At 66.8% G+C, this 26,241-nt stretch carries 26 protein-coding genes and 1 riboswitch; of the genes, 17 read left to right on the plus strand and 9 right to left on the minus strand.

All coding sequences use genetic code 11. The features are described 5' to 3' along the window. Nucleotides 1-12: 12 nt before the first annotated feature. A complete protein-coding gene (locus tag C1922_RS01220) occupies nucleotides 13-1,032 on the plus strand; it encodes a ribonucleotide-diphosphate reductase subunit beta (RefSeq protein WP_049433139.1) in 1,020 nt (339 codons plus the stop codon). Nucleotides 1,033-1,202: 170 nt separating this feature from the next. Here C1922_RS01220 and C1922_RS01225 read toward each other — a convergent pair whose 3' ends face one another. After that, nucleotides 1,203-1,838, minus strand: coding sequence for a LysE family translocator (locus tag C1922_RS01225; protein WP_108748118.1), 636 nt, complete (start codon nucleotides 1,836-1,838; stop codon nucleotides 1,203-1,205). Nucleotides 1,839-1,931: 93 nt separating this feature from the next. Here C1922_RS01225 and C1922_RS01230 point away from each other — a divergent pair, with 93 nt between their 5' ends. The 3 genes from C1922_RS01230 to C1922_RS01240 all read left to right on the plus strand — a co-directional run bounded on the left by C1922_RS01230 (nucleotide 1,932) and on the right by C1922_RS01240 (nucleotide 4,471). Continuing rightward, on the plus strand, nucleotides 1,932-2,354 hold the full coding sequence (locus C1922_RS01230) for an acyl-CoA thioesterase (protein WP_108748119.1): 423 nt from the start codon (nucleotides 1,932-1,934) through the stop codon (nucleotides 2,352-2,354). A 43-nt stretch (nucleotides 2,355-2,397) separates the two neighbouring features. Further along, nucleotides 2,398-3,204, plus strand: coding sequence for an NAD-dependent protein deacetylase (locus tag C1922_RS01235; RefSeq protein WP_108748120.1), 807 nt, complete (start codon nucleotides 2,398-2,400; stop codon nucleotides 3,202-3,204). Nucleotides 3,205-3,367: 163 nt separating this feature from the next. Next, the gene (locus C1922_RS01240; RefSeq protein WP_108748121.1) at nucleotides 3,368-4,471 is read left to right on the plus strand and encodes an NADH:flavin oxidoreductase/NADH oxidase; all 1,104 of its coding nucleotides are present in this window, start codon (nucleotides 3,368-3,370) and stop codon (nucleotides 4,469-4,471) included. A 6-nt stretch (nucleotides 4,472-4,477) separates the two neighbouring features. On the opposite strand, the gene C1922_RS01245 is transcribed toward C1922_RS01240, so the two are convergent. Continuing rightward, nucleotides 4,478-5,389 carry a LysR family transcriptional regulator gene (locus C1922_RS01245; protein ID WP_108748122.1) on the minus strand — a complete coding sequence of 304 codons (912 nt, stop codon included), beginning with the start codon at nucleotides 5,387-5,389 and terminating at the stop codon, nucleotides 4,478-4,480. A gap of 121 nt (nucleotides 5,390-5,510) precedes the next feature. Here C1922_RS01245 and C1922_RS01250 point away from each other — a divergent pair, with 121 nt between their 5' ends. Continuing rightward, complete coding sequence (locus tag C1922_RS01250; RefSeq protein ID WP_199912211.1) at nucleotides 5,511-5,765, plus strand: DUF2798 domain-containing protein; 255 nt, start codon at nucleotides 5,511-5,513, stop codon at nucleotides 5,763-5,765. Between the two features lie 60 nt (nucleotides 5,766-5,825). Beyond that, entirely contained in the window at nucleotides 5,826-6,677 is an 852-nt protein-coding gene (gene purU / locus C1922_RS01255) for a formyltetrahydrofolate deformylase (RefSeq protein WP_108748124.1), read from the plus strand. Nucleotides 6,678-6,760: 83 nt separating this feature from the next. Here the strand turns inward: purU and C1922_RS01260 are convergent, their stop codons facing one another. From C1922_RS01260 to C1922_RS01275, 4 genes are all read right to left on the minus strand, one after another. Further along, nucleotides 6,761-7,465 (minus strand): NYN domain-containing protein, encoded by a 705-nt coding sequence (locus C1922_RS01260; protein WP_108748125.1) that lies wholly within the window; start codon nucleotides 7,463-7,465, stop codon nucleotides 6,761-6,763. Between the two features lie 186 nt (nucleotides 7,466-7,651). Then, a complete protein-coding gene (gene pncA / locus C1922_RS01265) occupies nucleotides 7,652-8,278 on the minus strand; it encodes a bifunctional nicotinamidase/pyrazinamidase (protein ID WP_108748126.1) in 627 nt (208 codons plus the stop codon). 56 nt (nucleotides 8,279-8,334) lie between these two features. After that, nucleotides 8,335-9,006 (minus strand): epoxyqueuosine reductase QueH, encoded by a 672-nt coding sequence (locus C1922_RS01270; RefSeq protein ID WP_108748127.1) that lies wholly within the window; start codon nucleotides 9,004-9,006, stop codon nucleotides 8,335-8,337. Between the two features lie 158 nt (nucleotides 9,007-9,164). Beyond that, nucleotides 9,165-9,335, minus strand: a riboswitch (cobalamin riboswitch). A gap of 113 nt (nucleotides 9,336-9,448) precedes the next feature. Then, entirely contained in the window at nucleotides 9,449-10,855 is a 1,407-nt protein-coding gene (locus C1922_RS01275) for an FAD-binding oxidoreductase (protein WP_108748128.1), read from the minus strand. Between the two features lie 141 nt (nucleotides 10,856-10,996). On the opposite strand from C1922_RS01275, the gene C1922_RS01280 reads away from it, so the two are divergent. Both C1922_RS01280 and C1922_RS01285 read left to right on the plus strand, forming a co-directional pair. After that, nucleotides 10,997-12,889, plus strand: coding sequence for a patatin-like phospholipase family protein (locus C1922_RS01280; protein ID WP_108751443.1), 1,893 nt, complete (start codon nucleotides 10,997-10,999; stop codon nucleotides 12,887-12,889). 43 nt (nucleotides 12,890-12,932) lie between these two features. After that, on the plus strand, nucleotides 12,933-13,370 hold the full coding sequence (locus tag C1922_RS01285) for a hypothetical protein (RefSeq protein WP_108748129.1): 438 nt from the start codon (nucleotides 12,933-12,935) through the stop codon (nucleotides 13,368-13,370). A gap of 332 nt (nucleotides 13,371-13,702) precedes the next feature. Here C1922_RS01285 and C1922_RS01290 read toward each other — a convergent pair whose 3' ends face one another. Next, nucleotides 13,703-15,070, minus strand: a complete 1,368-nt coding sequence (locus C1922_RS01290; protein WP_108748130.1) for a short-chain fatty acyl-CoA regulator family protein — start codon at nucleotides 15,068-15,070, stop codon at nucleotides 13,703-13,705. A 114-nt stretch (nucleotides 15,071-15,184) separates the two neighbouring features. On the opposite strand from C1922_RS01290, the gene C1922_RS01295 reads away from it, so the two are divergent. The 8 genes from C1922_RS01295 to C1922_RS20300 all read left to right on the plus strand — a co-directional run bounded on the left by C1922_RS01295 (nucleotide 15,185) and on the right by C1922_RS20300 (nucleotide 22,941). Then, nucleotides 15,185-16,690, plus strand: a complete 1,506-nt coding sequence (locus C1922_RS01295) for a CoA-acylating methylmalonate-semialdehyde dehydrogenase (RefSeq protein ID WP_108748131.1) — start codon at nucleotides 15,185-15,187, stop codon at nucleotides 16,688-16,690. Nucleotides 16,691-16,704: 14 nt separating this feature from the next. Beyond that, entirely contained in the window at nucleotides 16,705-17,871 is a 1,167-nt protein-coding gene (locus C1922_RS01300) for an acyl-CoA dehydrogenase family protein (RefSeq protein WP_108748132.1), read from the plus strand. Further along, nucleotides 17,868-18,665, plus strand: a complete 798-nt coding sequence (locus tag C1922_RS01305) for an enoyl-CoA hydratase (protein WP_108748133.1) — start codon at nucleotides 17,868-17,870, stop codon at nucleotides 18,663-18,665. The genes C1922_RS01300 and C1922_RS01305 overlap by 4 nt, the downstream gene beginning before the upstream one ends. Next, the gene (locus C1922_RS01310) at nucleotides 18,662-19,837 is read left to right on the plus strand and encodes an enoyl-CoA hydratase/isomerase family protein (RefSeq protein WP_108748134.1); all 1,176 of its coding nucleotides are present in this window, start codon (nucleotides 18,662-18,664) and stop codon (nucleotides 19,835-19,837) included. The genes C1922_RS01305 and C1922_RS01310 overlap by 4 nt, the downstream gene beginning before the upstream one ends. Continuing rightward, nucleotides 19,834-20,724, plus strand: coding sequence for a 3-hydroxyisobutyrate dehydrogenase (gene mmsB / locus C1922_RS01315; protein ID WP_108748135.1), 891 nt, complete (start codon nucleotides 19,834-19,836; stop codon nucleotides 20,722-20,724). The genes C1922_RS01310 and mmsB overlap by 4 nt, the downstream gene beginning before the upstream one ends. Before the next feature lie 156 nt (nucleotides 20,725-20,880). Further along, complete coding sequence (locus C1922_RS01320) at nucleotides 20,881-21,525, plus strand: hypothetical protein (RefSeq protein ID WP_108748136.1); 645 nt, start codon at nucleotides 20,881-20,883, stop codon at nucleotides 21,523-21,525. A 1-nt stretch (nucleotide 21,526) separates the two neighbouring features. After that, nucleotides 21,527-22,228: a nucleotidyl transferase AbiEii/AbiGii toxin family protein gene (locus C1922_RS01325; RefSeq protein ID WP_108748137.1), complete on the plus strand. Its 702-nt coding sequence runs from the start codon at nucleotides 21,527-21,529 to the stop codon at nucleotides 22,226-22,228. After that, on the plus strand, nucleotides 22,225-22,941 hold the full coding sequence (locus C1922_RS20300; protein WP_159091821.1) for a hypothetical protein: 717 nt from the start codon (nucleotides 22,225-22,227) through the stop codon (nucleotides 22,939-22,941). Before C1922_RS01325 ends, C1922_RS20300 begins: the two co-directional genes overlap by 4 nt. Before the next feature lie 77 nt (nucleotides 22,942-23,018). On the opposite strand, the gene C1922_RS01330 is transcribed toward C1922_RS20300, so the two are convergent. Together C1922_RS01330 and C1922_RS01335 are read right to left on the minus strand one after the other, a co-directional pair. Then, nucleotides 23,019-23,444: an organic hydroperoxide resistance protein gene (locus C1922_RS01330; RefSeq protein ID WP_004153735.1), complete on the minus strand. Its 426-nt coding sequence runs from the start codon at nucleotides 23,442-23,444 to the stop codon at nucleotides 23,019-23,021. Between the two features lie 109 nt (nucleotides 23,445-23,553). Then, complete coding sequence (locus C1922_RS01335; RefSeq protein WP_108748138.1) at nucleotides 23,554-24,534, minus strand: cation transporter; 981 nt, start codon at nucleotides 24,532-24,534, stop codon at nucleotides 23,554-23,556. Nucleotides 24,535-24,741: 207 nt separating this feature from the next. Here C1922_RS01335 and C1922_RS01340 point away from each other — a divergent pair, with 207 nt between their 5' ends. Next, nucleotides 24,742-26,196, plus strand: a complete 1,455-nt coding sequence (locus C1922_RS01340; protein ID WP_108748139.1) for a SulP family inorganic anion transporter — start codon at nucleotides 24,742-24,744, stop codon at nucleotides 26,194-26,196. The last annotated feature ends 45 nt before the right edge of the window (nucleotides 26,197-26,241 follow it).

Here is a 26,241-nt window from a genome sequence, read left to right on the forward strand (position 1 = left end):
AAGGAAACACCCATGGCCGACAAGCCCAAGCAGATGCTGCTCGATCCCGGTTTCGAACTGACCCTGCGCCCGATGCGCTACCCGCAGTTCTATGACATGTACCGGAACGCGATCAAGAACACCTGGACGGTGGAAGAGATCAACTTCCAGATCGACATCACCGACCTGCACAGCAAGATGTCGCCGGGTGAGCGCCACCTGATCCACCGCCTGGTTGCGTTCTTCGCCACTGGCGATTCGATCGTGTCCAACAACCTGGTGCTGAACCTGTACCAGCACTTGAACGCGCCCGAAGCGCGCATGTACCTGTCGCGCCAGCTGTACGAAGAAGCGCTGCACGTGCAGTTCTACCTGACCCTGCTCGACAACTACCTGCCGGACCCGGAAGAGCGCGTCAAAGCCTTTGCCGCGGTGGAAAACATCGACTCGATCAAGAAGAAGGCCGACTTCTGCTTCAAGTGGATCGACTCGATCCAGGACCTCAAGCGCATCGAGACCCGTGCCGAGCGCCGCCAGTTCCTGCTGAACCAGATCTGCTTCGCCGCGTGCATCGAAGGCCTGTTCTTCTTCGCCGCCTTCGCCTACGTGTACTACTTCCGTTCGCGCGGTCTGCTGCCGGGCCTGGCCTCGGGCACCAACTGGGTGTTCCGCGACGAGAGCGCGCACATGGACTTCGCGTTCGAGTCGGTGCGCGTGGTTCGCGAGGAAGAGCCGGACCTGTTCGACGAGGAAATGAAGCAGCAGGTCTACGACATGCTGGCCGAAGCGATCGAGTGCGAAGTGCAGTTCGCCGAGGACGTGCTGTCGGGTGGCGTGGCTGGCATTTCGACCCGCGACATGCGCCAGTACCTGCAGCATTGCGCCGACCAGCACTTTGCCAAGCTGGGCATGGAAAAGAAGTACAACGTGCGCAACCCGCTGCCGTTCATGGAACTGCAGGACGTGCAGGAACTGACCAACTTCTTCGAACGCCGCGTTTCCGCCTACCAGGTCGGCGTGCAGGGCGAAGTCGCCTTCGACATGAACTTCTGATCGAACCGGTCAGGCCTGTCGCAACGAAAAACCCCGGCAATGCCGGGGTTTTTTGTTTCTGTAGAGTCGAGCCATGCTCGACTGCCGTGCTTCTGTAGAGTCGAGCCATGCTCGACTGCCGTGCTCTTCGCGAACAGCAGTCGAGCATGGCTCGACTCTACAAAGAGCGGTTACCGCCGCCCTTCCACCGCCATGCGCACGGCCAGCCCGGCCAGCACCGTGCCCATCAGCCAGCGCTGCGCGGCCTGCCAGCTCGGTCGTGCGGCCAGGAACGCCGCAATGCTGCCGGCCATCAGCACGATCACCGTGTTCACTGCCAGGCTGACCGCGATCTGGGTGAAGCCCAGCACCACGGATTGCGCCAGCACGCTGCCGTGGCCGTCCGGGTGCAGGAACTGCGGCAGCAGGGACAGGTACATCACCGCGATCTTCGGGTTCAGCAGGTTGGTCAGGAAACCCATCGCGAACAACCGGCGCGGGCTGTCCACGGGCAACGCATGGACCGCGAACGGCGAGCGGCCGCCCGGCTTCACCGCCTGCCAGGCCAGGTGCAGCAGGTACAGCGCGCCGCCGATGCGCAGCGCGTCGTAGGCGAAGGGCACGGTCATCAGCAGGGCGGTGATGCCCAGCGCCGCGCACAGCATGTAGAAGACGAAGCCCAGCGCCACCCCGCCCAGCGACACCAGCCCGGCGCGGCGGCCCTGGCAGATCGAGCGCGAGACCAGGTAGACCATGTTCGGCCCGGGCGTGAGCACCATGCCCAGCGACAGCAGGGCGAAGGCCAGCAGGTCGGTGGCGGCAGGCATGGCGACGTTCCGTGCGGTGGGCGTGGCGCAGTGTAGCGCCGCCTGCACCGGGCCTGGCTTAACATTGCCGCACCCCACACCGATGGCCCCGCCATGACCCCCATCCCCGAAACCGTGCCGCCCATCGAAGTGCGCATGGCCGAAATCGTCTTCCCCAACCACACCAACCACATGGGCACCCTGTTCGGTGGCCAGGCGCTGGCGTGGATGGACAAGGCCGCCTTCCTCGCCGCCGCCCGCTATTCGCGCCGCACCGTGGTGACCGCGCGCAGCGACCAGGTCGATTTCAAGCTGCCCATCCGCATCGGCCAGATGGTGGAAACCGTGGGTCGCATCGTCGAAGTGGGCCGCAGCTCGATGAAGGTCGAGGTGGAACTGATTGCCGAAGACCTGCACAGCGGCGAGCGCAAGCTGTGCACCCGCGGCCACTTCGTGATGATCGCGCTGGGCGAAGACGGCCAGCCGACCGCCGTGCCGCGCCTGCCGGGCGCCCCGGCGGCCGACCCGGCCAGCTGACCACGCGCTTGCGGGGGCGCCCGCGCGCCCCCATTTCGCTGCCATGACCCCGCAGCTGACCGACTTCATCGACCGCGCCCAACGCCTGTTCGTGCTCACCGGCGCCGGCTGCAGCACCGCCTCGGGCATTCCCGATTATCGGGATACCGACGGCCAGTGGAAGCGCACGCCGCCGGTGACCTACCAGGCCTTCATGGGCGAGGCGGCCACCCGCCAGCGCTATTGGGCGCGCAGCCTGCTGGGCTGGCCGCGCTTCGGCCTGGCCCTGCCCAACGGCACCCACCAGGCGCTGGCCGCGCTGGAAGCCCGCGGCACCCTGCAGGTGCTGCTGACCCAGAACGTGGATGGCCTGCACCAGCGTGCCGGCAGCACGAACGTGATCGATCTGCATGGGCGGCTGGACCTGGTGCGCTGCATGGGCTGCGAACGCCGCAGCGGGCGCCAGGATTTCCAGCAGCGCCTGCTGGACGCCAACCCCGGCTGGGACGCGCTGGAGGCCGGCATCGCCCCCGATGGCGATGCGGATCTGGAGACGGATTTTTCCGCGTTCGTGGTGCCGGACTGCCCGTACTGCGGCGGCCTGCTGAAGCCAGATGTCGTCTTCTTCGGCGAAAACGTGCCGCGCGAACGGGTAGCGGCGGTGCATGAGCATCTGCAGCAGGCCGATGCGGTGCTGGTGGTGGGCTCCTCACTGATGGTCTATTCCGGCTTCCGTTTCGTTCAGGCCGCGGCCAAGGCCGGCCTGCCGGTAGCGGCGCTGAACCGCGGTCGCACCCGCGCCGACGACCTGCTGCAGTTCAAGGATGAACGCGACTGCGCCGAGGCCCTGGCCGGCTTCGTCAGCCGGTAGCGCCGGGCCATGCCCGGCGAGCGCGCAGCGCGGCCGCCGTTGCCCGCCGGGCATGGCCCGGCGCTACCGCTCACCCCCCCGCGAAACAGCGATCCATCCAGACGGTTGATCCGCAGGCCGTGCAGCGGTGCAATACGCACCCCCTCCGCATGTCGCTATCGCCTTGAGCCAGTTGTTCTCGCCGGTCACCCTCGGCCCGCTTACCCTGTCCAACCGCATCGTGATCGCGCCGATGTGCCAGTACTCCGCCGAAGATGGCCGCGCCAGCGACTGGCATGCCCAGCACCTGGGCAGCCTGGCGCAGTCCGGCGCCGGCCTGCTGATCCTGGAAGCGACCGCAGTGGAACCGCGCGGGCGCATCAGCTATGCCGACCTGGGGCTGTGGGACGACGGTACCGAAGCGGCGCTGGCGCAGGTGCTGGCCAGCGTGCGGCGCTGGTCGCCGATGCCGCTGGGCATCCAGCTGGGCCACGCTGGCCGCAAGGCTTCCACCGCTCGCCCGTGGGACGGTGGCCGCCAGCTGCCGGCCGACGATGCCCGTGGCTGGCCCACCGTGGCGCCGTCGCCGCTGCCGTTCCATACCAACGACCCGGCGCCGCAGGGGCTGGATGAAGCCGGTATTGCCGAGGTGGTGGCCGCCTTCGCCGCCAGCGCGGTGCGCGCCGAGCGCCTGGGCTTCGAGCTGATCGAAATCCACGCGGCCCACGGCTACCTTCTGCACCAGTTCCTGTCGCCGCTCAGCAACCGCCGCACCGACGACTATGGCGGCTCGCTGCCGAACCGCCTGCGCCTGCTGGTGGAAGTGTTCGACGCGGTGCGTGAAGCGGTGTCGGACAAGGTGTCGGTGGGCGTGCGTATTTCCGCCAACGACTGGGTCGAAGGCGGCTGGGACGTGGTGCAGAGCGAAGCCCTGGCACAGGTGCTGGACGCGCGCGGCTGCAACTTCCTGCACGTGTCCAGCGGCGGCCTGGACGAGCGCCAGAAGATCAGCGTGGGCCCGGGCTACCAGGTGCCGTTCGCCGCGGCCATCAAGGCCAAGAAGCTGCGCATGCCGGTCATCGCGGTCGGCCTGATCACCGAGCCGGAACAGGCCGAATCGATCCTGCGCCACAACCAGGCCGATGCCATCGCCCTGGCCCGCGGCATCCTGTACGACCCGCGCTGGCCGTGGCATGCCGCTGCCGCCCTGGGCGACAGCGTGGTGCCGGCGCCGCAGTACCTGCGCTGCGAACCGCGCGAAGCGCGCAACGTGTTCCGCGCGCGCTGAGGCCGATCACACCTGCCAGGCCGGCGGCAGGCCGGCCTGCAGGTGCTCGAACAGGGCGCGGATGCGCGCGGTGAAGTCGCGCCGGTCGCTTACGCAGAAGAACACTTCCATTGGCTCCGGCTGCCACGCGCTGGCCGGGCCGAACACCGTCTGCAGCCGGCCATCGCGCAGGTACGGGTCGGCCACGAAGGCGGCCAGCCGGGTGATGCCGGCACCGGCGGCGGCCAGCTCGGCCAGCGCGTCGATGTCATCGCAGACCATGCTGGGCGGCAGGGCCGCGTCCACCCGCGCATCGCCACGCCGCAGGGCCCAGCGCAGCGGCCGGCCATCGGTGGGGAAGCGGTGCAGCAGGCCGCGGTGGTGCTGCAGCGCGGCCGGTTCCTGCGGCGTGCCGTGCGCGGCCAGGTAGGCCGGGGCGGCGCAGAACAGGAACGGAATGCGCGCCAGCGGCCGCGCCACCAGCCCATCTTCCAGCTGCGCGCCGATGCGCAGGCTGACATCCACCGTTTCCGGACCGTGCTGTACCGCGCGATCGCTCAGGCGCAGTTCCAGCTGCAGTTGCGGGTAGCGCTGCTGCAGCGACGGCAGCAGCGGCGCCAGCACATGGCGGCCGAAGGCGCGGCTGCTGGCAATGCGCAGCGGCCCACTGGGCACGATGTCGTCGGCGGTCACCAGCGCCTGCGCACGGGCCAGGTCGGCCTCAATGTGCTGCACCTGGGCCAGGTACAGCGCCCCGGCCTCGCTCAGGGCCAGTTGCCGCGTGCTGCGGTTGAGCAGGCGCACGCCCAGGTGGGTTTCCAGACGCTGGATGTTCTGGCCCACGGCGGTGGCACTGATGCCCAGGCTGCGCGCGGCCGCGGCAATGCTGCCGGTCTGCGCAGTGCGGGTGAAGCTGCGGATGAGCTGCAACAGGTTCATGACCGCCCAGCTTGCCACGGAAACCGGCAAGCGTGGCTTGGGTCTGCACCAAGCGCGACGGGGCTGTGCACAGGCCGTCGCCCCGCTAGCCTGCCGGCCCACTTCACCGATGCGATGTGCGATGGCCCACCCCCGATCTTTCCGCTGGAAGCTGCACGCCCGCAGTACGCCGTTCGTGTTCGCCTTCTTCATGGCCAGCCTGATGGCGCTGCTGATGTGCCTGGTCATCACTGCGGCCAACGCCGGGCTGGGCAGCGGCTATCTGGCGCGGGTGCTGGCGGCCTACCAGATGGCCATGCCGGTGGCGTTCTGTGGTGTGCTGCTGGTGCGCCCGCTGGTGGTGCGCCTGGTGGCGCTGACGGTGCATCCGCACTGAAGATCGGTTGCATCTGACAGCATTGTGCACCGCCGCAGGGTGCTGCCCTAAACTTGGGTCATGCGACCCGATTCCATTCTTACCCTGTCCTGTCCCGACCGCACCGGCATCGTCTACCGCGTGTCGGGGCTGCTGTTCGACCACGGCTGCAACATCCTCGACGCCCAGCAGTTCGGCGATGAGGAGAGCGGTCGTTTCTTCCTGCGCGTGCATTTCGACCGCGACGCTGGCCTGCCGCTGGACACGGTGCATGGCGCCATGGCCGCGCTTGCCGCCGATTTCGGTATGGACTGGCAGCTGCACGACGGCCGCCGCCGCGCGCGCCTGCTGGTGCTGGTCAGCAAGCAGGGCCACTGCCTGAACGACCTGCTGTTCCGCGCGCACAGCGGGCAGCTGAAGGTGGATATCGCCGCGGTGGCGTCCAACCACGCCGACTTCGCGCCGCTGGCCGCGTCCTACCAGGTGCCGTTCCACCACCTGCCAGTGAATGCGGAAACGCGCGCGGTGCAGGAACAGCAGATCATCGATCTGGTCGAGCGCGAGCGCATCGACCTGGTGGTGCTGGCGCGCTACATGCAGATTCTGTCGCCCACCCTGTGCCGCGCGCTGGCCGGCCGTGCGATCAACATCCACCACAGCTTCCTGCCCAGCTTCAAGGGCGCGCAGCCGTACCACCAAGCGCACGCGCGCGGGGTCAAGATCATCGGCGCCACCGCGCACTACGTGACCGAAGACCTGGACGAAGGCCCGATCATCGAACAGGACGTGGCCCGCGTGGACCACGCCATGACGCCGCGCGACCTGGTGCGGCTGGGCAGCGATACCGAATCGCAGGTGCTGGCGCGGGCCGTGCGCCGCCATGTCGAACACCGCATCCTGCTCAATGGGCATCGCACGGTGGTGTTCCGCTGACAGCGGGTTGCGTGGCCGCCGGGCATGGCCCGGCGCTACCGACCGTCACCTTGGGTAGCGCCGGGCCATGCCCGGCGATGTGGTTAATCGCTTCCCGCAACAGAGGCCTTCGCACCCCATGTGTAGTGCCTGACGGCAGGTCTGGGGCATGTGGATCGAACGTCATCGATGTGCTCCAAGAGACCCGGTGGAATCGATGACCACATCGGGTCCAGCACGAAATCCACGCCCTCCCGCCGCGCGAGCTTGGCGGCTGGAATGAAGTCGGAATCACCAACGACAAGCACGATCTGACGTACCTGTCGTTTCAACGACAGCGAGGAAATATCCAAGCCGATACGCATATCCACCCCTTTCTGCCGAACTTCCGGATGCAGTTCGCTCGGCAGGAGCGCGGAGAATGTGCGCTTGCCCTTCAGCAGGGCATCGAGCGTTCTGGAGTCGGTCGTCCACGCGTTGGAGTCTGCGAGATGGCCAAGTCGCAAGGCCACTTTCCGCTTCTGCTTCAGGGCGTCATGCAGGGCGACCCTGAACAGTGCTTCGGGTGATCGCGCGTAATCAATGCAGGCACCCGATATCGGGTTGTGCATCCGTTTCCGTAAGGGTGGGCAATCGTAGAAGAAGATGCGGTAGAGATCGCGCCTGTCGCAACCCGAGGATGCGAGATGCGCCAGCGCCCAACGGTGTGCCAGTTCGGCTGCACGTTCAGGGTTGTAGGCGTTATGAGGTTCAATGCGGCGGAATCGCTTGACGAAGTAGCCGCCATCTATGAGAACTGCCGTTGGCATGCCGTTGCCTTCCCGCTTTCATCCAATGAAAAGCCCCTGGTTCGGCCGTCCCGCGATCTGTAGGGGGGCGTACTGGAGGGGCTGGATGGCTCATTGTGTTGCCGCATGAAGCGGCGCACAAGCGGCAGATCCGACACGGCGACCGGGACGATCAGGTAGCGTCGGGCCATGCCCGGCGGGCGCTCCTCAGATGACCGCAATCCCCGCCTTGCCCAAGGCCTCGCCCACCATCGCGTCGTTGGCTTCGGTCACCGGCCGGGTCAGGTCCCACAGGAACTTCACCCGGAAACCGGATTTCACCGCGTCCTGCGCACTCCACAGCACGCAGTAATCGCGTGCCAGGCCGCATACATGCACCTCGCGGATGCGGCGCTCATGCAGCCAGCCGGCCAGCCCGGTCGGCGGCCGTTCGCCCTCCGGGCCATGGTTCTCGCGGAACGCGCTGTACGAATCCACCTGCGGGCGGGTGCCCTTGCGCAGGATCAGGTCGGCCACGTTCCAGTCCACGCCCGAGTGCAGCGCGGCACCGTCGCTGCCCTGTACGCAGTGGTCGGGCCACAGGGTCTGCGGCTGCGCGTGCAGCAGGATGGTCTCGAACGGGCGCGTTCCCGGGTGCTGGCTGGCGAAGGAGGCGTGGTCGGCCGGGTGCCAGTCCTGGGTGGCCACCACCGTGCGGTAGCGGCGCTGCGCCAGCAGCTCGGCAATCGGCGCCACCAGCGCGTCGCCGTCGGCGCAGGCCAGCGCACCACCGGGCATGAAGTCCGGCTGCAGGTCGATCACCAGCAGGGCGACATCGGCGGGCAGGACGGTCATGGCAGATCCACTACAACAGAAGGGGGCGACCAGCGTGGCCGCCCCGTGCGCGTGCGTCAATCGCCCTTGGGCGTTGCCGCATCCTGGCCGTAGTACAGCAGGCCGATCTTGATGCGCTCGCGGCCGGTTTCGCGGCGGTGGCGGTTGGCATCGCGCAGCGAGTACACGCAGCCGCAGTATTCCTGCTGGTAGAACTGCTCGCGCTTGCTGATCTCGACCATGCGGCTGGCGCCGCCGCCCTTGCGCCAGTTGTAGTCCCAGTACTGCAGGCCCTGGTAGCGCGACGCGGCGCGGATGCCGCAGTCATTGATCTGCGCCATGTTCTTCCAGCGCGAAATACCCAGCGACGAACTGATGGTGTCGTAGCCGTGCTCGTGCGCGTACAGCGCCGTGCGCTCGAAGCGCATGTCGAAGCACATGGTGCAGCGGATACCGCGCTCGGGCTCGTTTTCCATGCCACGCGCGCGGCTGAACCAGTTGTCGGTGTCGTAGTCGCAGTCGATGAACGGAATGCCGTGCTGCTCGGCGAAGCGGATGTTTTCCTGCTTGCGCAGCTCGTATTCCTTCACCGGGTGGATGTTGGGGTTGTAGAAGAAGATCGCGTAGTCGATCCCGGAGGCGGTGATCGCCTCCATCACTTCACCCGAACACGGGGCACAGCAGGAATGCAGCAGCAGGCGCTTGCCGTCGGCGGGCAGGGTCAGGGTGGGGCGTTGAAGCTCGGTCATCGTCGGGTGCGTGGCAGCGTGGGGAACGGATCGGGCCGGACACCGTGAACAGGACGCACGCGGCCACAGCGCCCGCGCGCGCAGGACGACGATGGCCCCGGCACCCTCCCCGCGGAGAGTCCAGGTCGAATCAGGGGACGGTCGTGTCCCCCGGCCGGGGCCGGTATTCGGGCTGATGGACACGGGCCGCAGCCCACCTACTCCCTGCCGCTTCCCAGGCATGCGCCCAGTGCTGTTGGCAGGCTTCGTTTCCATTCACCGCTGCGGGGCAGCTCCGGAATGGGCGCGCCAGGCGCCTTCACCGGATTCCCATTCAAACCCCTGCCACCATCCAGCCGCGCCAGGGATACCTTCGGCGCGCCCACGGTGGACGCGTTGGCCGCGCGGGTCAAGGGGGTTGGGGTCAGAGCCCGTTGCGCTGCAACGGGATCCGACCCAATTGCTATGGCACCGCGAGGTAGCGCTGCCACAGATGGTTCACCAGCTGCATCGGTGGGTCGTACTGGCGCTTGGCTTCAACGAATCGCTGCCACTGCGGGTAGGCGCGGCGGAATTGTTCGCGGGTGGCATGCGGGCGATAGGGCAGGTAGTAGCTGCCGCCGCAGTCCAGCGCGGCATCGATCAGCGCCCGCGTCCAGCCGGTGGCCAGGGTATCGCTCCACGGGAAGCGTCGCTGCTTGTGGTACAGCACGAAGCAGAACACCTCCTGGCGCGCCCACGCCAGCAGCGAAGTGGTATCGGCCGGCGCGTGGCGGATCGACACGTTCAGTGCGTCCACATGGTGGTGCTGCAGGATCGCCGCCATGCGCGTGGCGAACGCCTGGAACTGCCGCACCGGGATGAAGTACTCCTGCAGCAGGTAGGTGGACATCGCGCGCGTGCGCGGCTCCAGCGAGGCTACGTCCAGGCTCGCTTCCAGGTTGCGGTGGATCACCCGCGGCTGCTGCAGCTGCTTCTGCACCACCGAACTGTCGCGCAGCTGCGCGCCGCCCGGCAGTTCGGACACTGCCCAGATCATGTTCTGTTCGTAGGCATAGCGGTCGCCCACCGGCACCAGCCGGCGGGTGTCGGTCAGCGCGCCGTTGCTGCGGCGCCAGGTCACCGCTACCGGTGCATCGAAACGCGGCGGCAGCAGATCGGCGTTGTGCATCAGCGCATCACCGCGCGCCTGCACGTTGTCGGCGAACCACCGCGGGTAGTCGGCCAGCGCGATGCGCTGCATGTGCCGCGCCATGCGTGTGTTGTCGGCCAGATCCAGTTCCACTTCGGTCACCACGGCCAGCAGCCCATAGCCGCCGATCACCGCTGCGAACAGGTCCGGGTGCTGGTTGCGCGATGTTTCCAGTACCTCGCCCGACCGCAGTACCACCTGCAGGGCGCGGATCGTCGCGGCCAGGCTGCCGCTGCCGACGTAGCGGCCATGGCAGTTCACGCCGACCGAGCCGCCCACGGTGAAGCTGCTGAAACTCTGCATCACCTTCACCGACAGGTCGTGCGGGTCCAGCAGGGCCTGCAGTTCGCGCCAGCGCATGCCGGCCTGCACGCGCACCACCTTGCCCGGCACATCCAGCCGCAGCAGCCGGTTGTGGCCGGTCATGTCCAGTTGCAGGGCGCCGTTGGCACTGGTCTGCCCGCCCATGCTGAAGCGACCACCGGCCACGCAGACCGGGCCACGATGTCGCTGTAGAACGTCTACCAGCGGGCGCTGGCCGTCGATACGGGTGATGCCCGCCAGTGGGGTGGGTTCGAGCTGGCTGATGTCGTTGCCGATGGGGGCCTGCCCGGGTGAACAGGCGGTGGCCGCCGCAGCGGCGCCGCAGCCAGCAATGAAGGCGCGTCGGGTGGTCATGGGCAGTCCCTGCAGTCCGCTTCCTGGCCGCAGTGTGCACGCGGCACGGCGCCCGGCCAAGGGGGAATCACGCTGACTGCGCAGCGGTTCTCAGGCCCTGAGAAGCCCCTGCGCCATACTGGAACCCACGCGGTGGACGGCATGCACGGGGGCAGGGCAGTGGCGGACAAATATTGCGATCTGGTCATGAAAGGCGGCATCACCAGCGGCATCGTGTATCCCAACGCGGTGCTGGCGCTGGCCCAGCAGTACCGCTTCAAGAGCATCGGCGGCACCTCGGCCGGGGCCATTGCCGCGGCGGTGGCTGCGGCGGCCGCGTATGGCGACCGCCGCCAGCAGGCCGGCGAAACATTGGCCGGTGAGGCGGGCTACGGTGGGCTGTCGGCGGTGTCGGCGCAGTTGTCGCGGCGCGGCTTCATCTACGGGTTGTTCCAACCCGCGCGCGGCGCGCGTTCGGCATACCGGTTGCTGGTGGTGCTGACCGGCAAGGCACGCTGGCCGCGCAAGCTGCTGTGCCTGGCCGTGGCCGTGTTCACCATCGCACCGCTGGAAGTGCTGGTGTCGCTGGCCCTTCTGCTGGCGCTGGGCGGCTTGGGCGGCGGCTGGAGCGGTGTGGCGGCCACCCTGCTGCCGTCGCTGCTGTGCGCTTATGGCGCAGGTGTGGCTGGCGCGGCACTGCGCGTGGCCCGTGTCGCCCGGCGCAACCTGCTGGGCCTGTGCAGCGGGCTGGGGCGCGACGCGCAGACTCCTGCGCTGACCGACTGGCTGCACGCGCGCCTGCAGCAGTTGGCGGGCAAGCCGCTGGACGCTCCGCTCACCTTCGCCGATCTGCACGATGCACCGCGCTATGCCGGCGAACCGCACAGCCCGCAGGCCATCAGCCTGCAGATGATCACCACCTGCGTGTCCCACAACGAACCGCGCACCCTGCCGCTGGGCGGGGCGCAGTTCTGGTTCCTGCGCGAGGAATTCGCCCAGTTGTTCCCGGCCAGCGTGGTGGACTGGCTGGTACAGCAGGCCGGGGCGCCGCTGCAGGTGGATGGGCGCCAGTACTACCATCTGCCGCAGGGCGCGCAGTTGCCGGTGCTGGTGGCCACACGCATGAGCCTCAGCTTCCCGCTGCTGATCAGCGCCGTGCCGCTGCACGAACCCGCCCGCCGCGAGCGCCGTTGCGAACCGGCGGCGGCGCCGGCCACGCAGGAGCACAACGTGGCCGACAGCATGGAAGGGCTGACCAGCGCCGGCCAGGCGTGCGGCCCGGTGATCACCGCCTTCCGCGTGTGCTGGTTCTCCGATGGCGGCATCAGCAGCAACTTCCCCATCCACCTGTTCGACGCGGCAATGCCGCGCTGGCCCACGTTCGCCATCAACCTGGTGTACCCGCAGCACGCTGAAGAAGTCAGCCACGGCGGCAGTACGCGCGCGGCCCTGGAAAAGTCGGTGTTCCTGCCTACCGGCAACCGCCATGGCTGGCAGCGCCACTACCAGTCCATCGCCACGCCGCTGGCCGCCGGGGAACTGGGGCGCTTCCTGTTCGCCGTGGTGGCCACCATGCAGAACTGGCGCGACCTGCTGCAGGCGCGCGCGCCCGGCTACCGCGACCGCATCGTGCACGTCAGCCTTCAGGGCGACGAGGGCGGCATGAACCTGGACATGCCGCAGGACGTGCTGACCCGCATTGCCGACAAGGGCAGCCTGGCCGGCGCGCGCTTCTGTGCGTTCTCGTTCGAGAACCACTACTGGATCCGCTGGCGCAACCTGGCGTCGGCCTACCAGCGCTACACCCTGGAAGTGGCGCGCACCGACGACCCGGCGCAGCAGGTGCTGGCCTACCGCGCCGCGTATTCCAGCGTTGCCGTGGGTGAGCCGGTGCCGCCGTCGTACAAGCTGGGTTCGGAAGACAAGCGCCAGGCGTCGCAGCAGTTGTGGGGGCTGATGGTGGAACAGGGCCGCACCTGGGAAGACCTGGGCCCGGACCTGACCGACGGCGCACCGCGCCCGCTGCCGCAGATGAAGGTGACACCGATCTACTGAGCGCGATCGATACAATCGTGCTTCTTGCTGCAAGGAGCTGTGGATGTCTGCCCGCCAGGAACTGCTGGATCTGCTTGAACGCCTTGATGCCCGCGACCCGGAGCACCTGCCGGTGGTGCCACTGGCCGCGTACTTCGAAGGCAATGATTTCGAAGAATGCATCGCGCCCAACCAATGGGGTTTCGGCCGCCCGCCGATTGCCGAGCTGTACGCGCGCCTGGCCGTGATTGCAGCAAAGCCGGAAGTGGAAGGCGTGTATGTAGGCCTGCACCAGGACTGGGGCAGCGCATTGGAAGACGACAGCGAATGGCCTGCTGCGGAGAACGTGCACGTGCTCACCCGCGCCGACGTCGAGACCGTAGAAGGGTGGCTGCAGGGCCTGGAATGTGACGGCGTGGGCGAAGGCTGGCCGTACGGCCAACACATCGACGCACCCGTGCCCTCGGAAGGTCACCGCGTGCTGACCGTGTATTGGGATTAGTAGATCCACGCCACGCGTGGATGCATTCCGCGCAGGGCCAGAGCGTGCCCACCAAGGCGGGCACCTACCCACGGCGACATCCGGATGGGGTCAGAGCCCGTTGCGCCGCAACGGGATCTGACCCCGTGCTGTTCCCACCGCTCGCAAAAAACTGTCAAAGGCGGGGTGGGTCCGGTTGCGGGGGCGTGAGCGCCATGGATGGCGCGACCGAGCTTACAGGTACTTACTTGCAGCGTCCCCCGCAACCGGACCCACCCCGCCTGCTCACAGGAAGCCCGCTCTTGACGTTGACGTTGACGTTGAGCAGGTGCAGGGCGCGGCCCTGCAAACCCCTACCTCCCCGGCAACTGCACGAACGCGCGCTGCATGCAGTCCTCGCGCGGGCACACCCGGCAACCCGGCCCGATCGACACCGAATTACCCGGGCTCTGCACATCCAGCCCCAGCGAGTACACCAGCCGCTCGGCATGCTGCAGGTCGCAGCCCAGCGCCACCGCGAAGGTCTTGCGCGGCTGGCCATGCCCCACCGGCCCGCTGCTGACCTGCCGCGCCAACCAGAAATGACGACGCCCATCGGGCATGCGCGCGGTCTGCGTCAGGATGCGCCCGGGCTGGTTGAACGCCTCGTAGACGATCCACAGCGGGCACGAACCGCCTACCTGCGAGAAGTGGAAATCGGTGGCCGAATGGCGTTTGGACACATTGCCGGCACGGTCCACGCGGATGAAGAAGAACGGCAGCCCGGGCGCACTGCGCCGCGCCAGCGTGCTCAGCCGGTGGCAGACCGCCTCGAAGCCCACGCCGAACTGGTGTGCCAGCAGTTCGATGTCGTAACTGCTGGCCTCCGCCGCGCGCAGGAAGCGCATGTACGGCATCACCAGCGCGCCGGCGAAGTAGTTGGAAAGGCCGATCCGCGCCTGCGCGATACGCGCTTCATCGTGGAAGCCCGCGCGCGCCACCACCGCATTGATCTGCGGCAGGTAGCCGCGCAGGGCCAGCTCGGCCGCCATCTGGAACGCCTGCTGGCCCGGTTCCAGATAATCCGGCAGCCACAGCGTGCGGCTGCCGGCGTCGTACTGGCGCTTCTCGCGCCCGGCCTGCAGCGCGGCCACTTCCACCAGCACGCCGTGGCGGTCGGCCAGCAGCTGGCGCAGGCGCGGCGCCACGTGGCCCGGCGCCAGTCCCCATTCGGCGAACAGGCGCTCGGCCAGTTCGTCCAGTTCGGGAATGTGGTTGTGCATGCGGTTGAAGAACTCGCGCACCTGGTCACCGGCCGGCAGGGTGCTGCCGGCGCCGGGCTCGCCCAGCTGGAACTCCAGTGCGGCGGCATGCTCGCGCAACGCCAGGTGGCGGCGGTGCAGGTCCAGCAGGGCGCGGCTGACCTGCGGCAGGTTGCCGGCCAGTGCCCGCAGTTCGGTGGCACTGACATCGGCCAGGCCCAGGTCGCGCAGGGTCTCGCCCAACGATTCCTGCAGTGCCGCGGGCTCATCGTCGTCGAACAGGGCGGAAACATCGCCCAACACCTCGCCCAGCTTCTGCTGTACGGCCGGCGTCAGCGGGCGCTTGTTGCGCTCGATCTGGTTCAGGTAGCTGGCCGACAGGCCCAAGGCACGGGCCAGATCCACCTGGCTGTAGCCGCGCTGCTCGCGCAGGCGCAGCAGGCGCAGGCCCAACTGGCGCTGGGAGGGCTGGAAATTCACAGAATTAACAGGAATCGTCTGGCGTGTTGGCCAGATTAAGCGGATTCAGCCCGGAAATCGAGGTGGGTGCTGTGAATAATGCCAAGCATCTTTCGAGCCCGTGGGATTGTCGTCATGACTGTTGCAGCGCCCCGTATCCGCATGCTGATCGATGGCCAGTTCATCGAATCGGCCACCTCCCACTGGCAGGACGTGGTCAACCCGGCCACCCAGGACGTGCTGGCGCAGGTGCCGTTCGCCACCACCAGCGAAGTGGATGCCGCAGTCGCAGCCGCCAAGGAAGCCTTCAAGACCTGGCGCAAGACCCCGATCGGTACCCGTGCGCGCATCTTCCTGAAGTACCAGCAGCTGATCCGCGAAAACATGAGCGAGCTGGCCCACATCCTCACCGCCGAACAAGGCAAGACCCTGCCCGATGCGGAAGGCGATGTGTTCCGCGGCCTGGAAGTGGTCGAGCACGCCGCCGCCATCGGCAACCTGCAGCTGGGCGAGCTGGCCAACAACGTGGCCAACGGCGTGGATACCTACACGATCATGCAGCCGCTGGGCGTGTGCGCCGGCATCACCCCGTTCAACTTCCCGGCGATGATTCCGCTGTGGATGTTCCCGATGGCGATTGCAACGGGCAACACCTTCATCCTCAAGCCGTCCGAACAGGACCCGATGGTGACCATGCGCCTGGTCGAACTGGCGCTGGAAGCCGGCATTCCCAAGGGCGTGCTGAACGTGGTGCACGGTGGCGAAGAAGTGGTCAATGCGATCTGCGACCACCCGGACATCAAGGCGGTGTCGTTCGTCGGTTCCACCCGTGTCGGCACCCACGTCTACAACCGCGCCTCGCTGGCCGGCAAGCGCGTGCAGTGCATGATGGGCGCCAAGAACCACGCCGTGGTGCTGCCGGACGCCAACAAGGAACAGACCCTCAACGCGATGGTCGGCGCCGCCTTCGGTGCGGCCGGCCAGCGCTGCATGGCCGCCTCCACCCTGGTGCTGGTGGGTGAGGCACGCGGTTGGGTGCAGGACCTGGTGGCCAAGGCCAAGACCCTCAAGGTCAGCGGCGGCACCGTGGCCGGCACCGATGTCGGCCCGGTCATTTCCTGCAGCGCCCGCGAGCGCGTGGAAGGCCTGATCGCCTCGGGCGTGGAGCAGGGCGCCAAGCTGGTGCTCGACGGCCGCAAGCCGCAGGTGGATGGCTTCGAGAAGGGCAACTTCGTCGGCCCGACCATTTTTGCCGGTGTCACCACCGACATGCGCATCTACCAGGAAGAAATCTTCGGCCCGGTGCTGGTCATCCTGGAAGCGGAAACGCTGGACGAGGCCATCGCCATGGTCAACAGCAACCCGAACGGCAACGGCACTGCGCTGTTCACCCAGTCCGGCGCCGCTGCACGTAAGTTCCAGGAAGACATCGACGTGGGCCAGGTCGGCATCAACGTGCCGATTCCGGTGCCGGTGCCGCTGTTCTCGTTCACCGGTTCGCGCGCATCCAAGCTGGGCGACCTGGGCCCGTATGGCAAGCAGGTGGTGCTGTTCTACACCCAGACCAAGACCGTCACCGCACGTTGGTTCGATGACGAGACGCTGAGCCACGGCGTCAACACCACCATCAGCCTGAAGTAAGGGCGGGAGCAGCCATGAGCCACTCGATGACGACGGACCAGGAAGAAGCGCAGCAGGCGTACCGCGAAGCCGCGCGTGACTTCGCACAGGCCGAACTGGCGCCGCACGCCGCGCGATGGGATGCGGAGGGCATCTTTCCGCGCGAGGCGATCGCCAAGGCCGGTGAACTGGGCTTCTGCGGTCTGTACATGGACCCGGAAGTCGGCGGTAGCGGCCTGAGCCGTCTGGACGCCGCCGTCGTCATCGAGGAGCTCGCCAACGTCGATCCGTCGACCGCGGCGTACATCAGCATCCACAACATGGCCTCGTGGATGGTGTCCAAGTGGGGCCAGGACGCACTGCGCGACGCGTGGGGCACCGATCTGTCCTCGGGCAGCAAGCTGGCCTCGTACTGCCTGACCGAGCCGGGCGCCGGCTCCGATGCGGCCTCGCTGAAGACCACCGCCGTGCGCGATGGCGACGTCTATGTGCTGAACGGCTCCAAGGCCTTCATCTCCGGCGCCGGTGCCACCGAGCTGCTGGTGGTGATGGCGCGTACCGGCGGTGCCGGCGCGGGCGGTGTCAGTGCCATCGCGGTGCCGGCCGACCTGCCGGGCATCAGCTATGGCCGCAAGGAAGAGAAGATGGGCTGGAACAGCCAGCCCACCCGCGGCATCACCTTCGAAAACGTCCGCGTGCCGGTCAGCCACCTTCTGGGAGAGGAAGGCGGCGGCTTCAAGCTGGCGATGAAGGGGCTGGACGGCGGCCGCATCAACATCGCCGCCTGCTCGCTGGGCGCCGCGCAGGGCGCGCTGGATGCCGCACGCCGCTACATGGGCGAGCGCCGCCAGTTCGGCAAGGCGCTGGCCGATTTCCAGGCACTGCAGTTCAAGCTGGCCGACATGGCCATCGAACTGGTCGCCGCGCGGCAGATGGTGCACTCGGCCGCGCGCAAGCTCGATGCCGGTGCCAGCGATGCCAACGTGTGGTGCGCGATGGCCAAGCGCTTCGCCACCGACGCCGGCTTCAGGATATGCAACGAAGCGCTGCAGATCCACGGCGGTTACGGCTACATCCGCGAATACCCGATCGAGCGCCTGCTGCGCGACAGCCGCGTGCACCAGATCCTGGAAGGCACCAACGAGATCATGCGGGTGATCGTTGCCCGCCACCTGCTCAACACCGAAGAGGAACTGCGATGAAGGATTGGCGTACCCAGGAGCACGTGGGCCTGAAGGTCGAGGCCGACGGCCACACCGCCGTGGTCACCCTGCACAACCCGCCGGCGCACACCTGGACCGTGCACAGCCTGGCCGCGCTGCGCGACCTGGTGGGCGCGCTCAACGCAGACCGCGACATCTACGCCCTGGTGATCACCGGTGACGGCGAGAAGTTCTTCTCCGCCGGCGCCGACCTCAACCAGTTCGCGTCCGGCGACAAGGCCGCTGCACGCGAAGCCGCGCGTCGTTTCGGTGAAGCCTTCGAAGCGCTGTCCGCATTCCGTGGCGTGTCCATCGCCGCCATCAACGGCTACGCCATGGGCGGTGGCCTGGAATGCGCGCTGGCCTGCGATCTGCGCATCATCGAAGACCATGCCCAGGTCGCACTGCCGGAGGCCACCGTCGGCCTGCTGCCGTGCGCCGGCGGCACCCAGAACCTGCCGCGCCTGGTCGGCGAGGGCTGGGCCAAGCGCATGATCCTGCTGGGCGAGCGCATCAATGCCGAAACCGCCGTGCGCATTGGCCTAGCCGAAGAAAAGGTCGGCAAGGGCGAAGCCAAGGCGCTGGCGCTGGAATGGGCGAAGAAGGCCGGCAAGCAGAGCCCGACCAGCATCGCCGCCTGCAAGACCCTGGTGCAGTCCACCCGCACCGGAACCCACGCCTCGGCGCTGGTGGCCGAGCGCGAAGCCTTCGTCGATCTGTTCGACACCGCCGACCAGGTCGAGGGCGTGACCGCCTTCCTGGAAAAGCGCGCCGCGCAGTGGAAGAACGCATGAGCACCGACACCGTTGCCGACGAAGCACCAGTGCTGTTCGAAGCGCGCGTTGCGGGCAACGGCACGCGCATCGGCTTCGCTACGCTCAACGCGCCGCGCACGCTCAATGGCTTCTCGCTGCCGATGGCGCACCTGCTGCTGAAGCAGTTGAACGCTTGGGCCGATGATGACGGCATCGCGATGGTGGTGCTGCAGGGCGCTGGCGAAAAGGCGTTCTGTGCCGGTGGCGACCTGCACAGCCTGTACAAGGCCATGGTCGCCTTCCGCGAAGGCGGCCACGCCGACATCCGCGAAAACGCGTACGCCGCCGAGTTCTTCGACGTCGAATACCGCGTCGATTACCTCATCCACACCTACGCCAAGCCGATCCTGTGCTGGGGCCACGGCATTGTGATGGGCGGGGGCATCGGCCTGATGTCCGGCGCCAGCCACCGCGTGGTCAGCGAGCGTTCCAAGCTGGCCTTCCCGGAAATCACCGTGGGCCTGTTCCCCGATGTGGGTGGCAGCTGGCTGCTGCCGCGCGTGCCGGGCAGGGCAGGCCTGTTCCTGGCCCTGACCGGTGCGCTGCTGAACCCGGGCGACGCCATCTATGCCGGCCTGGCCGATCTGCACGTGGCCGAGGAACGTCGCAGCGCCGTGTTCGACGCGCTGCTGCAGGTGGCATGGTCGAGCGATGCCGCGCACAACCACGAACGCCTGAGCCAGCTGCTGCAGTCGCATGCCAGCGATGCCGCCACCGGCCCGCTGCTGGCCAATGCCGCGACGGTCGATGCGCTGTGCGAGGGCGAGGACCTGCCCGCGATCATCGCGCGCATCCGCGACCTGCAGACCGACGATGCCTGGTTGCAGGCGGCGCAGAAGACGCTGGCCGCCGGTGCACCCGGTTCGGCGCGGCTGGCCTTCGAACTGCAGCGGCGCAGCGCCGGCCAGGACTTGGCCAGCGTCTACCGCCTGGAATACATCACCGCACTGCACTGCGCCGCCCATGGCGATTTCGCCGAAGGCATCCGCGCGCTGCTGATCGACAAGGACCGCAACCCGCAGTGGAACCCGGCCACCCTGGCCGAGGCCACCACCGCCTGGGCCGAAACCTTCTTCGTTTCCCCCTGGGCCGACGCCGCGCATCCGCTGGCCGACCTGGGTACCCCCATGGCTGAAAGGAGCCTTGCATGAGCCGCATTGCATTCATCGGGTTGGGCAACATGGGTGGCCCGATGGCCGCCAACCTGGTCAAGAACGGCCACAGCGTACGCGTGTTCGATCTTGTGCCGGCCGCCGTGCAGGCGGCAGTCGATGCCGGCGCCAGTGCCGCCGCGTCGGCGCGCGAGACCCTGGCCGATGCCGAGATCGTGATCTCGATGCTGCCGGCCAGCCGCCATGTCGAAGGCGTGTACCTGGGTGACGATGGCATCCTGGCCGCCATTCCGGCCGGAGCACTGGTCATCGACTGCAGCACCATTGCCCCGGCCAGTGCCCGCAAGGTGTCCGAAGCGGCTGCCGCACGCGGCCTGCAGATGATCGATGCGCCGGTTTCCGGCGGTACCGCCGGTGCCCAGGCCGGCACCCTCACCTTCATCGTCGGTGGCGAAGAGGACGCGCTGGAGCGCGCCCGTCCGGTACTGCAGGCGATGGGCAAGAACATCTTCCACGTGGGTGCCAGCGGTGCCGGCCAGGTCGCCAAGCTGTGCAACAACATGGCGCTGGGCGTGATCATGGCGGTGACCGGCGAAGCCATCGCCCTGGGCGTGGCGCACGGTCTGGACCCGAAGGTGCTGTCGCAGATGATGGCGGTCAGCACCGGCCGCAGCTGGGCCACCGAAGTGTGCAATCCGTGGCCCGGCGTGCTGGAAAATGCGCCGGCCTCGCGCGGCTACAGCGGCGGCTTCGGCAGCGATCTGATGCTGAAGGACATGGGCCTGGCCGTGGAAGCAGCGATGAGCGTCGGCGCCTCGATCCCGCTGGGCGAAGTGGCCCGCAACCTGTACTCGATGAACCACCAGGCCGGCCGCGGCAAGCTGGATTTCTCCAGCGTGGTGCAGCTCATCACCAGCGAGAAATAAGCGAATGCGTCCCCGGCCTGTGCCGGGGCCCACCCGAGGTGGGATGGGCGGATGCCCGGTTTCGACCGGCATCCGCCCATTTTATTTGACAAACGCAAATCCTCCCTGCGAGGATGTCCCTTGTCCTAGGACGAGGGACAGATAGGGGGCGCCGAAATGAAAAGTCAAGATTTGGTTCTGCTATTCAAAATCCACAGCCTATGGTCCAGCGAACGACCGCTACCGGCATTGCTCCGCAGTGATGCATGGAAAGGATGGGAGACTCTGGCGCCATCTGAGGTTCTCCAGCCAGATCCAAAGGAGTTGAGTGAAGTTGGGTACGACGAGCATAGAAGAAGCCTGTTCACGGTACGGCAGCTCGCCGCGACGACTGGAATCAGCAAGAGCCAGGTCAGCTTGTCTTTGAACCGTAGTCTCGAAAGTGGAATTGCGGTTGTAGACAGGCGGACCGGCTTGCCGAAGGCCAATGGCAAGGCACTTCTGGGGGTAATCGTGCATGCCGTGCGATACGTGTTTCCCGCCCGCAGAGGGCAGGTCACACGTGGCATTCCCACGGCGATGGCGGCGCCAGTGTTACGTGATCAAATCGTAACCGCAGGCGAGTTCGTGCCGGTTTGGCCTGATCCTCGAGGCAGCATCAAGGGTCAGGCAGTTGAGCCCCTGTCCGAGGGCGTGGCGCAGGCGGTGGCGGATGATCCCCTGCTGTATGCGATGCTCTCCCTGGCCGATGCCATGCGTATAGGACAGGCGCGCGAGCAGTCCATAGCCGCCGACCTTCTTCGGGAAATCATGGAGTCATGATGTGACAACGTTCAATCTTCATAAGGAGATGCTCACTGCCGTTGCCTCAGCTCTTGGGCCAGAACTCATGCAGCAGGTGGCGTTTGTTGGTGGCTGCACAACCGGGCTTCAGTTGACCGATGAGCTGGCGAAGGACTCCGTCCGGCACACCATGGATGTCGACCTCATCGTGCCAGTTATTGGCAATGTCGGGTGGCAGGATCTTCAGAGGGAGTTGCTCGCACGCGGCTTCACCCATGATCTTCATGCTGAGATGCCCGCATGCGCCATGAAACTGGGTGAACTTCGTGTCGACTTCATGCCAGACGACGCGGCTATTCTCGGCTTTGGGAACAAGTGGTATGCGCCTGCCCTCCAAAGCGCCGTCACCATGGAGTTGGGTTCAACGCAGGTGAGGCTCGTAAGCCCCGTCTACTTTCTAGCCACCAAGCTAGAAGCTTTCAAGGGGCGTGGGCGCAATGATGTTCTGAGCAGCCAGGACGTTGAGGATATTCTCTCCATGTTCAATGGTCGCGCGGAGATCGTCGCAGAGGTTCTGGCGGCAGACGATGACATCAGCCAATACATCAGTGCTGGAATCGCTCGTCTACTGGAGCATCCGGATATTGACTACGCGGTGCAAAGCGCTTCGGCAGGTGACGCCGGAGTAGCAGAACTCATCTTTGAACGCCTTGAGGACGTTGCTGGAGTCGCGTCGAGATGAGAGTGCAGTGGCAGTCATTCAAGGGGGAAGGGCGTCACATCAATCAGGACGCGGGAGGCGCGTGCATCGTCAATGGCTGGCTATTGGCGATAATCGTGGATCAAGCAACGACCAGCCGTGCAGGTAGCGGACTGGCCATGGATCTGGTCACACGGTCCATGGATGAATGGAAAGCGCACCCGATCGCAACCTCCGAGCACGTTACTGCAGTTCTGCGGTCGGTTCATGAAAGCATCCGAAGAGTCCACATCTGCGAGAAGGCAGCATATGCACTCATCATGCTTGATCTCGAAAGCGGCGGAGCAACCGCCCTCTTTTGCGGAGACTGCAGAGTGGGGCGATTGTCAGCTGGAGAAGTTCATTGGCTGACCAATCCCCACACGCTTGACACCACGCTTGCCAGTATTGGCCACACTTCAAGCCAACCGGTCAGAAAAGTGCTCACCCGCAGCTTCAACGCGAAGAGATTCAGTGCTCCGGATGTGGTCGCGTTGGGGGCTCTGGGTGATGAGGAAGCGTGGGTAATGACTACCGATGGCTGCACTGAGCAGGATGGCAAGCTGATCTGTGGTGTTGCTGACGACGATGCAAGTTGCTTGTCTGTTTTTCCTTCCGGCACCCACGCCGATTTTCCTCAGGATGTGAATTGGTACATGCCCGCCTCTGCAGCTGCCGCCGACGCGGTGAGGGAATTGGAGCTGTCAACGCAGTAGAGATATAGGCTCCAACGGCGAGCCGACTTACGTCAAAGCGCAACGTGCCGACCATTAGCCGGCACGCTGCCGAACCTTCAGGCAACGATCAGGGTCACGTCGATGTTGCCGCGGGTGGCGTTGGAGTACGGGCAGACGATGTGGGCCTTCTGCACCAGTTCTTCCACCTGCTCGCGCGGCACGCCCGGCACGTTGATGGTCAGCTCTGCTTCAATGCCGAAACCGGTCGGGATCTGGCCGATGCCGACCTTGCCGGTCACGGTGGTATCGGCGGGCAGGGCGACCTTGGCCTGGCCGGCCACGAACTTCAGCGCGCCCAGGAAGCAGGCCGAATAACCGGCTGCGAACAGCTGTTCCGGGTTGGTGCCCGGGCCGCCGGCGCCGCCCAGTTCGCGCGGGGTGGACAGCTGGATGTCCAGCACGTTGTCGGACGAGACCGAACGGCCTTCACGGCCGCCGGTGGAGGTGGCCTGGGCGGTGTACAGAACCTTTTCGATGGACATGGGATGCTCCTGGTCAGTGGGTGGGTGTTTCGATGGAGCTACTTTGCCCGCTTTTCATGGACGATGGGTGACAGATCGTCCGCAAATATTGATGAATCGTCCGGCGGTGCTAGATCGTCCATTCGCGGTCGGTGGTGAACATGATGGTCAGCCAGCGGTCCGGCGAGGCATCGCCCAGCGCATCGCCGATCTCGTCGCGCAGCCGGTCCCATTCCAGCAGCGCCCGCGGCGGGTCGTCCTCGCGCACCACGAAGAACAGCTCGATCTGCTCGCCACGCCCCACCTGGGCCACGTAGCTGCGGTGTTCGACGAAGCCATGCCGGGCCACCACATCGCGAGCCACTGCATCCACGTGCGCCTGCAGTTCCGGCGGGGTGACCAGCAGGATGCCGGCCAGCGCCCGGCGCACCGTGCCCAGCGGGGCGATCATCACCAGCACGCAGACGAAGGCCAGGATGGCCGGGTCGATATACGGCCCCACCCACGCCAGCGAGGTGCCGCGCACCAGCACCCCGCCCAGGAACGCGACCAGGTAGCAGGCCGACATGCTGGCGGCGATCACCCAGTTCTTTGCGTCCAGCGCAATGAATTCCGAGCCGATGCGGCGGTTGGCGCGCACGATGAACCCCGCCAGCGTGCCCTCGGCCACGATGGACAGGCCGGCGAAGATGATGGCCGGGCCGAGCGCGATATGCCGCCCACCGGACATCAGGGCATCCACCGCATTGACCAGTGCGTACAGCGCCGCGCCGATCATCAGCGTGCCGCTCACCCCCAGCACGATCGGTTCCAGGTGCCAGAAGCCCATGGTGAAGCGCTGGTTCAACCGCGACTGCAGCGCATCGGTATTGGTGGACAGGGCGATCAGCCGGGTCACCAGCAGTGACAGCCAGGTCATCACCACGTCGATCAGGCCGTAGATGCCGTCGAAGATGATCAGCGAGGAATTGGCCAGCAGCCCGAATACCACGGCGGCGGCGGCCAGCAGCAGCGAGGCGGCGATGGACAGGCGCAGCACGCCCTGTTCGCTGCTGGGATCGAAGAACGGTGGGCGGTCGGCGGCCATGCTTCCATTGTAGAGCCGGGCCATGCCCGGCCGCGTGGCCGCCACGCCCGCGCTATCCCCGCCGCGCCGCTTCCCGTAGACTGCGCCCCTTCCACGCACCGACCCTCGACCGCAGTGATCACGCCACCCTGACCCTTGCCGCCCATCGGCAGCCGGCCCTCCGGCTCAGGAATCCGTGTCTTTCCACTGCAGCGCCACGTGGCCCCATGCCCGTGCGCGCGGAGTTTTCCCATGCAAACGTCCTATCCCCTGCGCCAGCAATGGCTCGGCAACATCCGTGGTGACCTGCTGTCCGGCATGGTCGTCGCCCTGGCCCTGATTCCCGAGGCCATCGCGTTCTCGCTCATTGCCGGGGTCGACCCCAAGGTGGGCCTGTACGCGGCGTTCTCCATCGCCGTGGTCACCGCCATTGCCGGTGGCCGCCCGGGCATGATTTCCGCCGCCACCGGCGCCATGGCCCTGGTCATGGTCGATCTGGTGAAGGACCACGGCCTGCAGTACCTGTTCGCCGCCAGCATCCTGGCCGGCCTGCTGCAGGTGCTGGCCGGCGTGTTCAAGCTGGGTTCGCTGATGCGCTTCGTATCGCGTTCGGTCATCACCGGCTTCGTCAACGCGCTGGCGATCCTGATCTTCCTGGCGCAGATGCCGGAACTGATCGGCCGTGGCCCCACCGTGTACGTGCTGTGCGCCGCGGCGCTGGCCATCATCTACCTGCTGCCGCGCATCACCCGCGCGGTGCCCTCGCCGCTGGTGGCGATCGTGGTGCTTACCGCCGCGGTCATCGGCTTCGGCATCGACGTGCGCAGCGTGGGCGACATGGGCCAGCTGCCCGACAGCCTGCCGCACTTCCTCATGCCCGATGTGCCCTTCAGCTGGGAAACCCTACGCATCCTGCTGCCGGTGTCGGCCACCCTGGCCGTGGTCGGGCTGCTGGAATCGATGATGACCCTGCAGATCGTCGAGGACATCACCGAAACGCCCAGCGAGCGCAACCGCGAGTGCGTCGGCCAGGGCGTGGCCAATACGATCACCGGTTTCTTGGGTGGCATGGCCGGCTGCGCGATGATCGGCCAGTCGGTCATCAACGTGACCTCCGGTGGGCGCGGCCGCCTGTCGTGCCTGGTGGCCGGCGTGCTGCTGCTGGTACTGGTGGTGTACGGCAGCGACCTGGTGCGGCAGATTCCCATGGCCGCGCTGGTGGCGGTGATGATCATGGTCAGCATCGGCACCTTCAGCTGGCGTTCGCTGCGTGACCTGCGCACCCATCCGCGCAGTTCGTCGGCGGTGATGCTGCTGACCGTGGTGGTCACCGTGGCCACGCACGATCTGGCCAAGGGCGTGCTCAGCGGCGTGCTGCTGTCGGCGCTGTTCTTCGCACGGAAGGTCGGCCGCATGCTGATCGTGCAGCACGAAACCCTGGGCGACGAACAGGTCTACCGCGTGCGCGGCCAAGTGTTCTTCGCCTCGGCCGGCCAGCTGGGCGCGGCCTTCGATTACCAGCACGTGGCGCCGAAGGTGCAGATCGACCTGCGCGAGGCCCACCTGTGGGACCTGACCGCGGTGGCGGCGCTGGAACGCGCGCAGGAAAAGCTGGCCGCGCATGGCGCGCAGGTAACGGTGGTGGGCCTCAATGCCGCCAGCCAGACCCTGATCGAACAGGTGGGCGGTCGCGGCGGTGCGCACTGACCGCGGCGTCGGCGGCGGGCATCTGCAACCCTCCTGATTGAAACC

It is taken from the genome of Stenotrophomonas sp. ZAC14D2_NAIMI4_7 (assembly GCF_003086675.1).
GTDB lineage: Bacteria > Pseudomonadota > Gammaproteobacteria > Xanthomonadales > Xanthomonadaceae > Stenotrophomonas.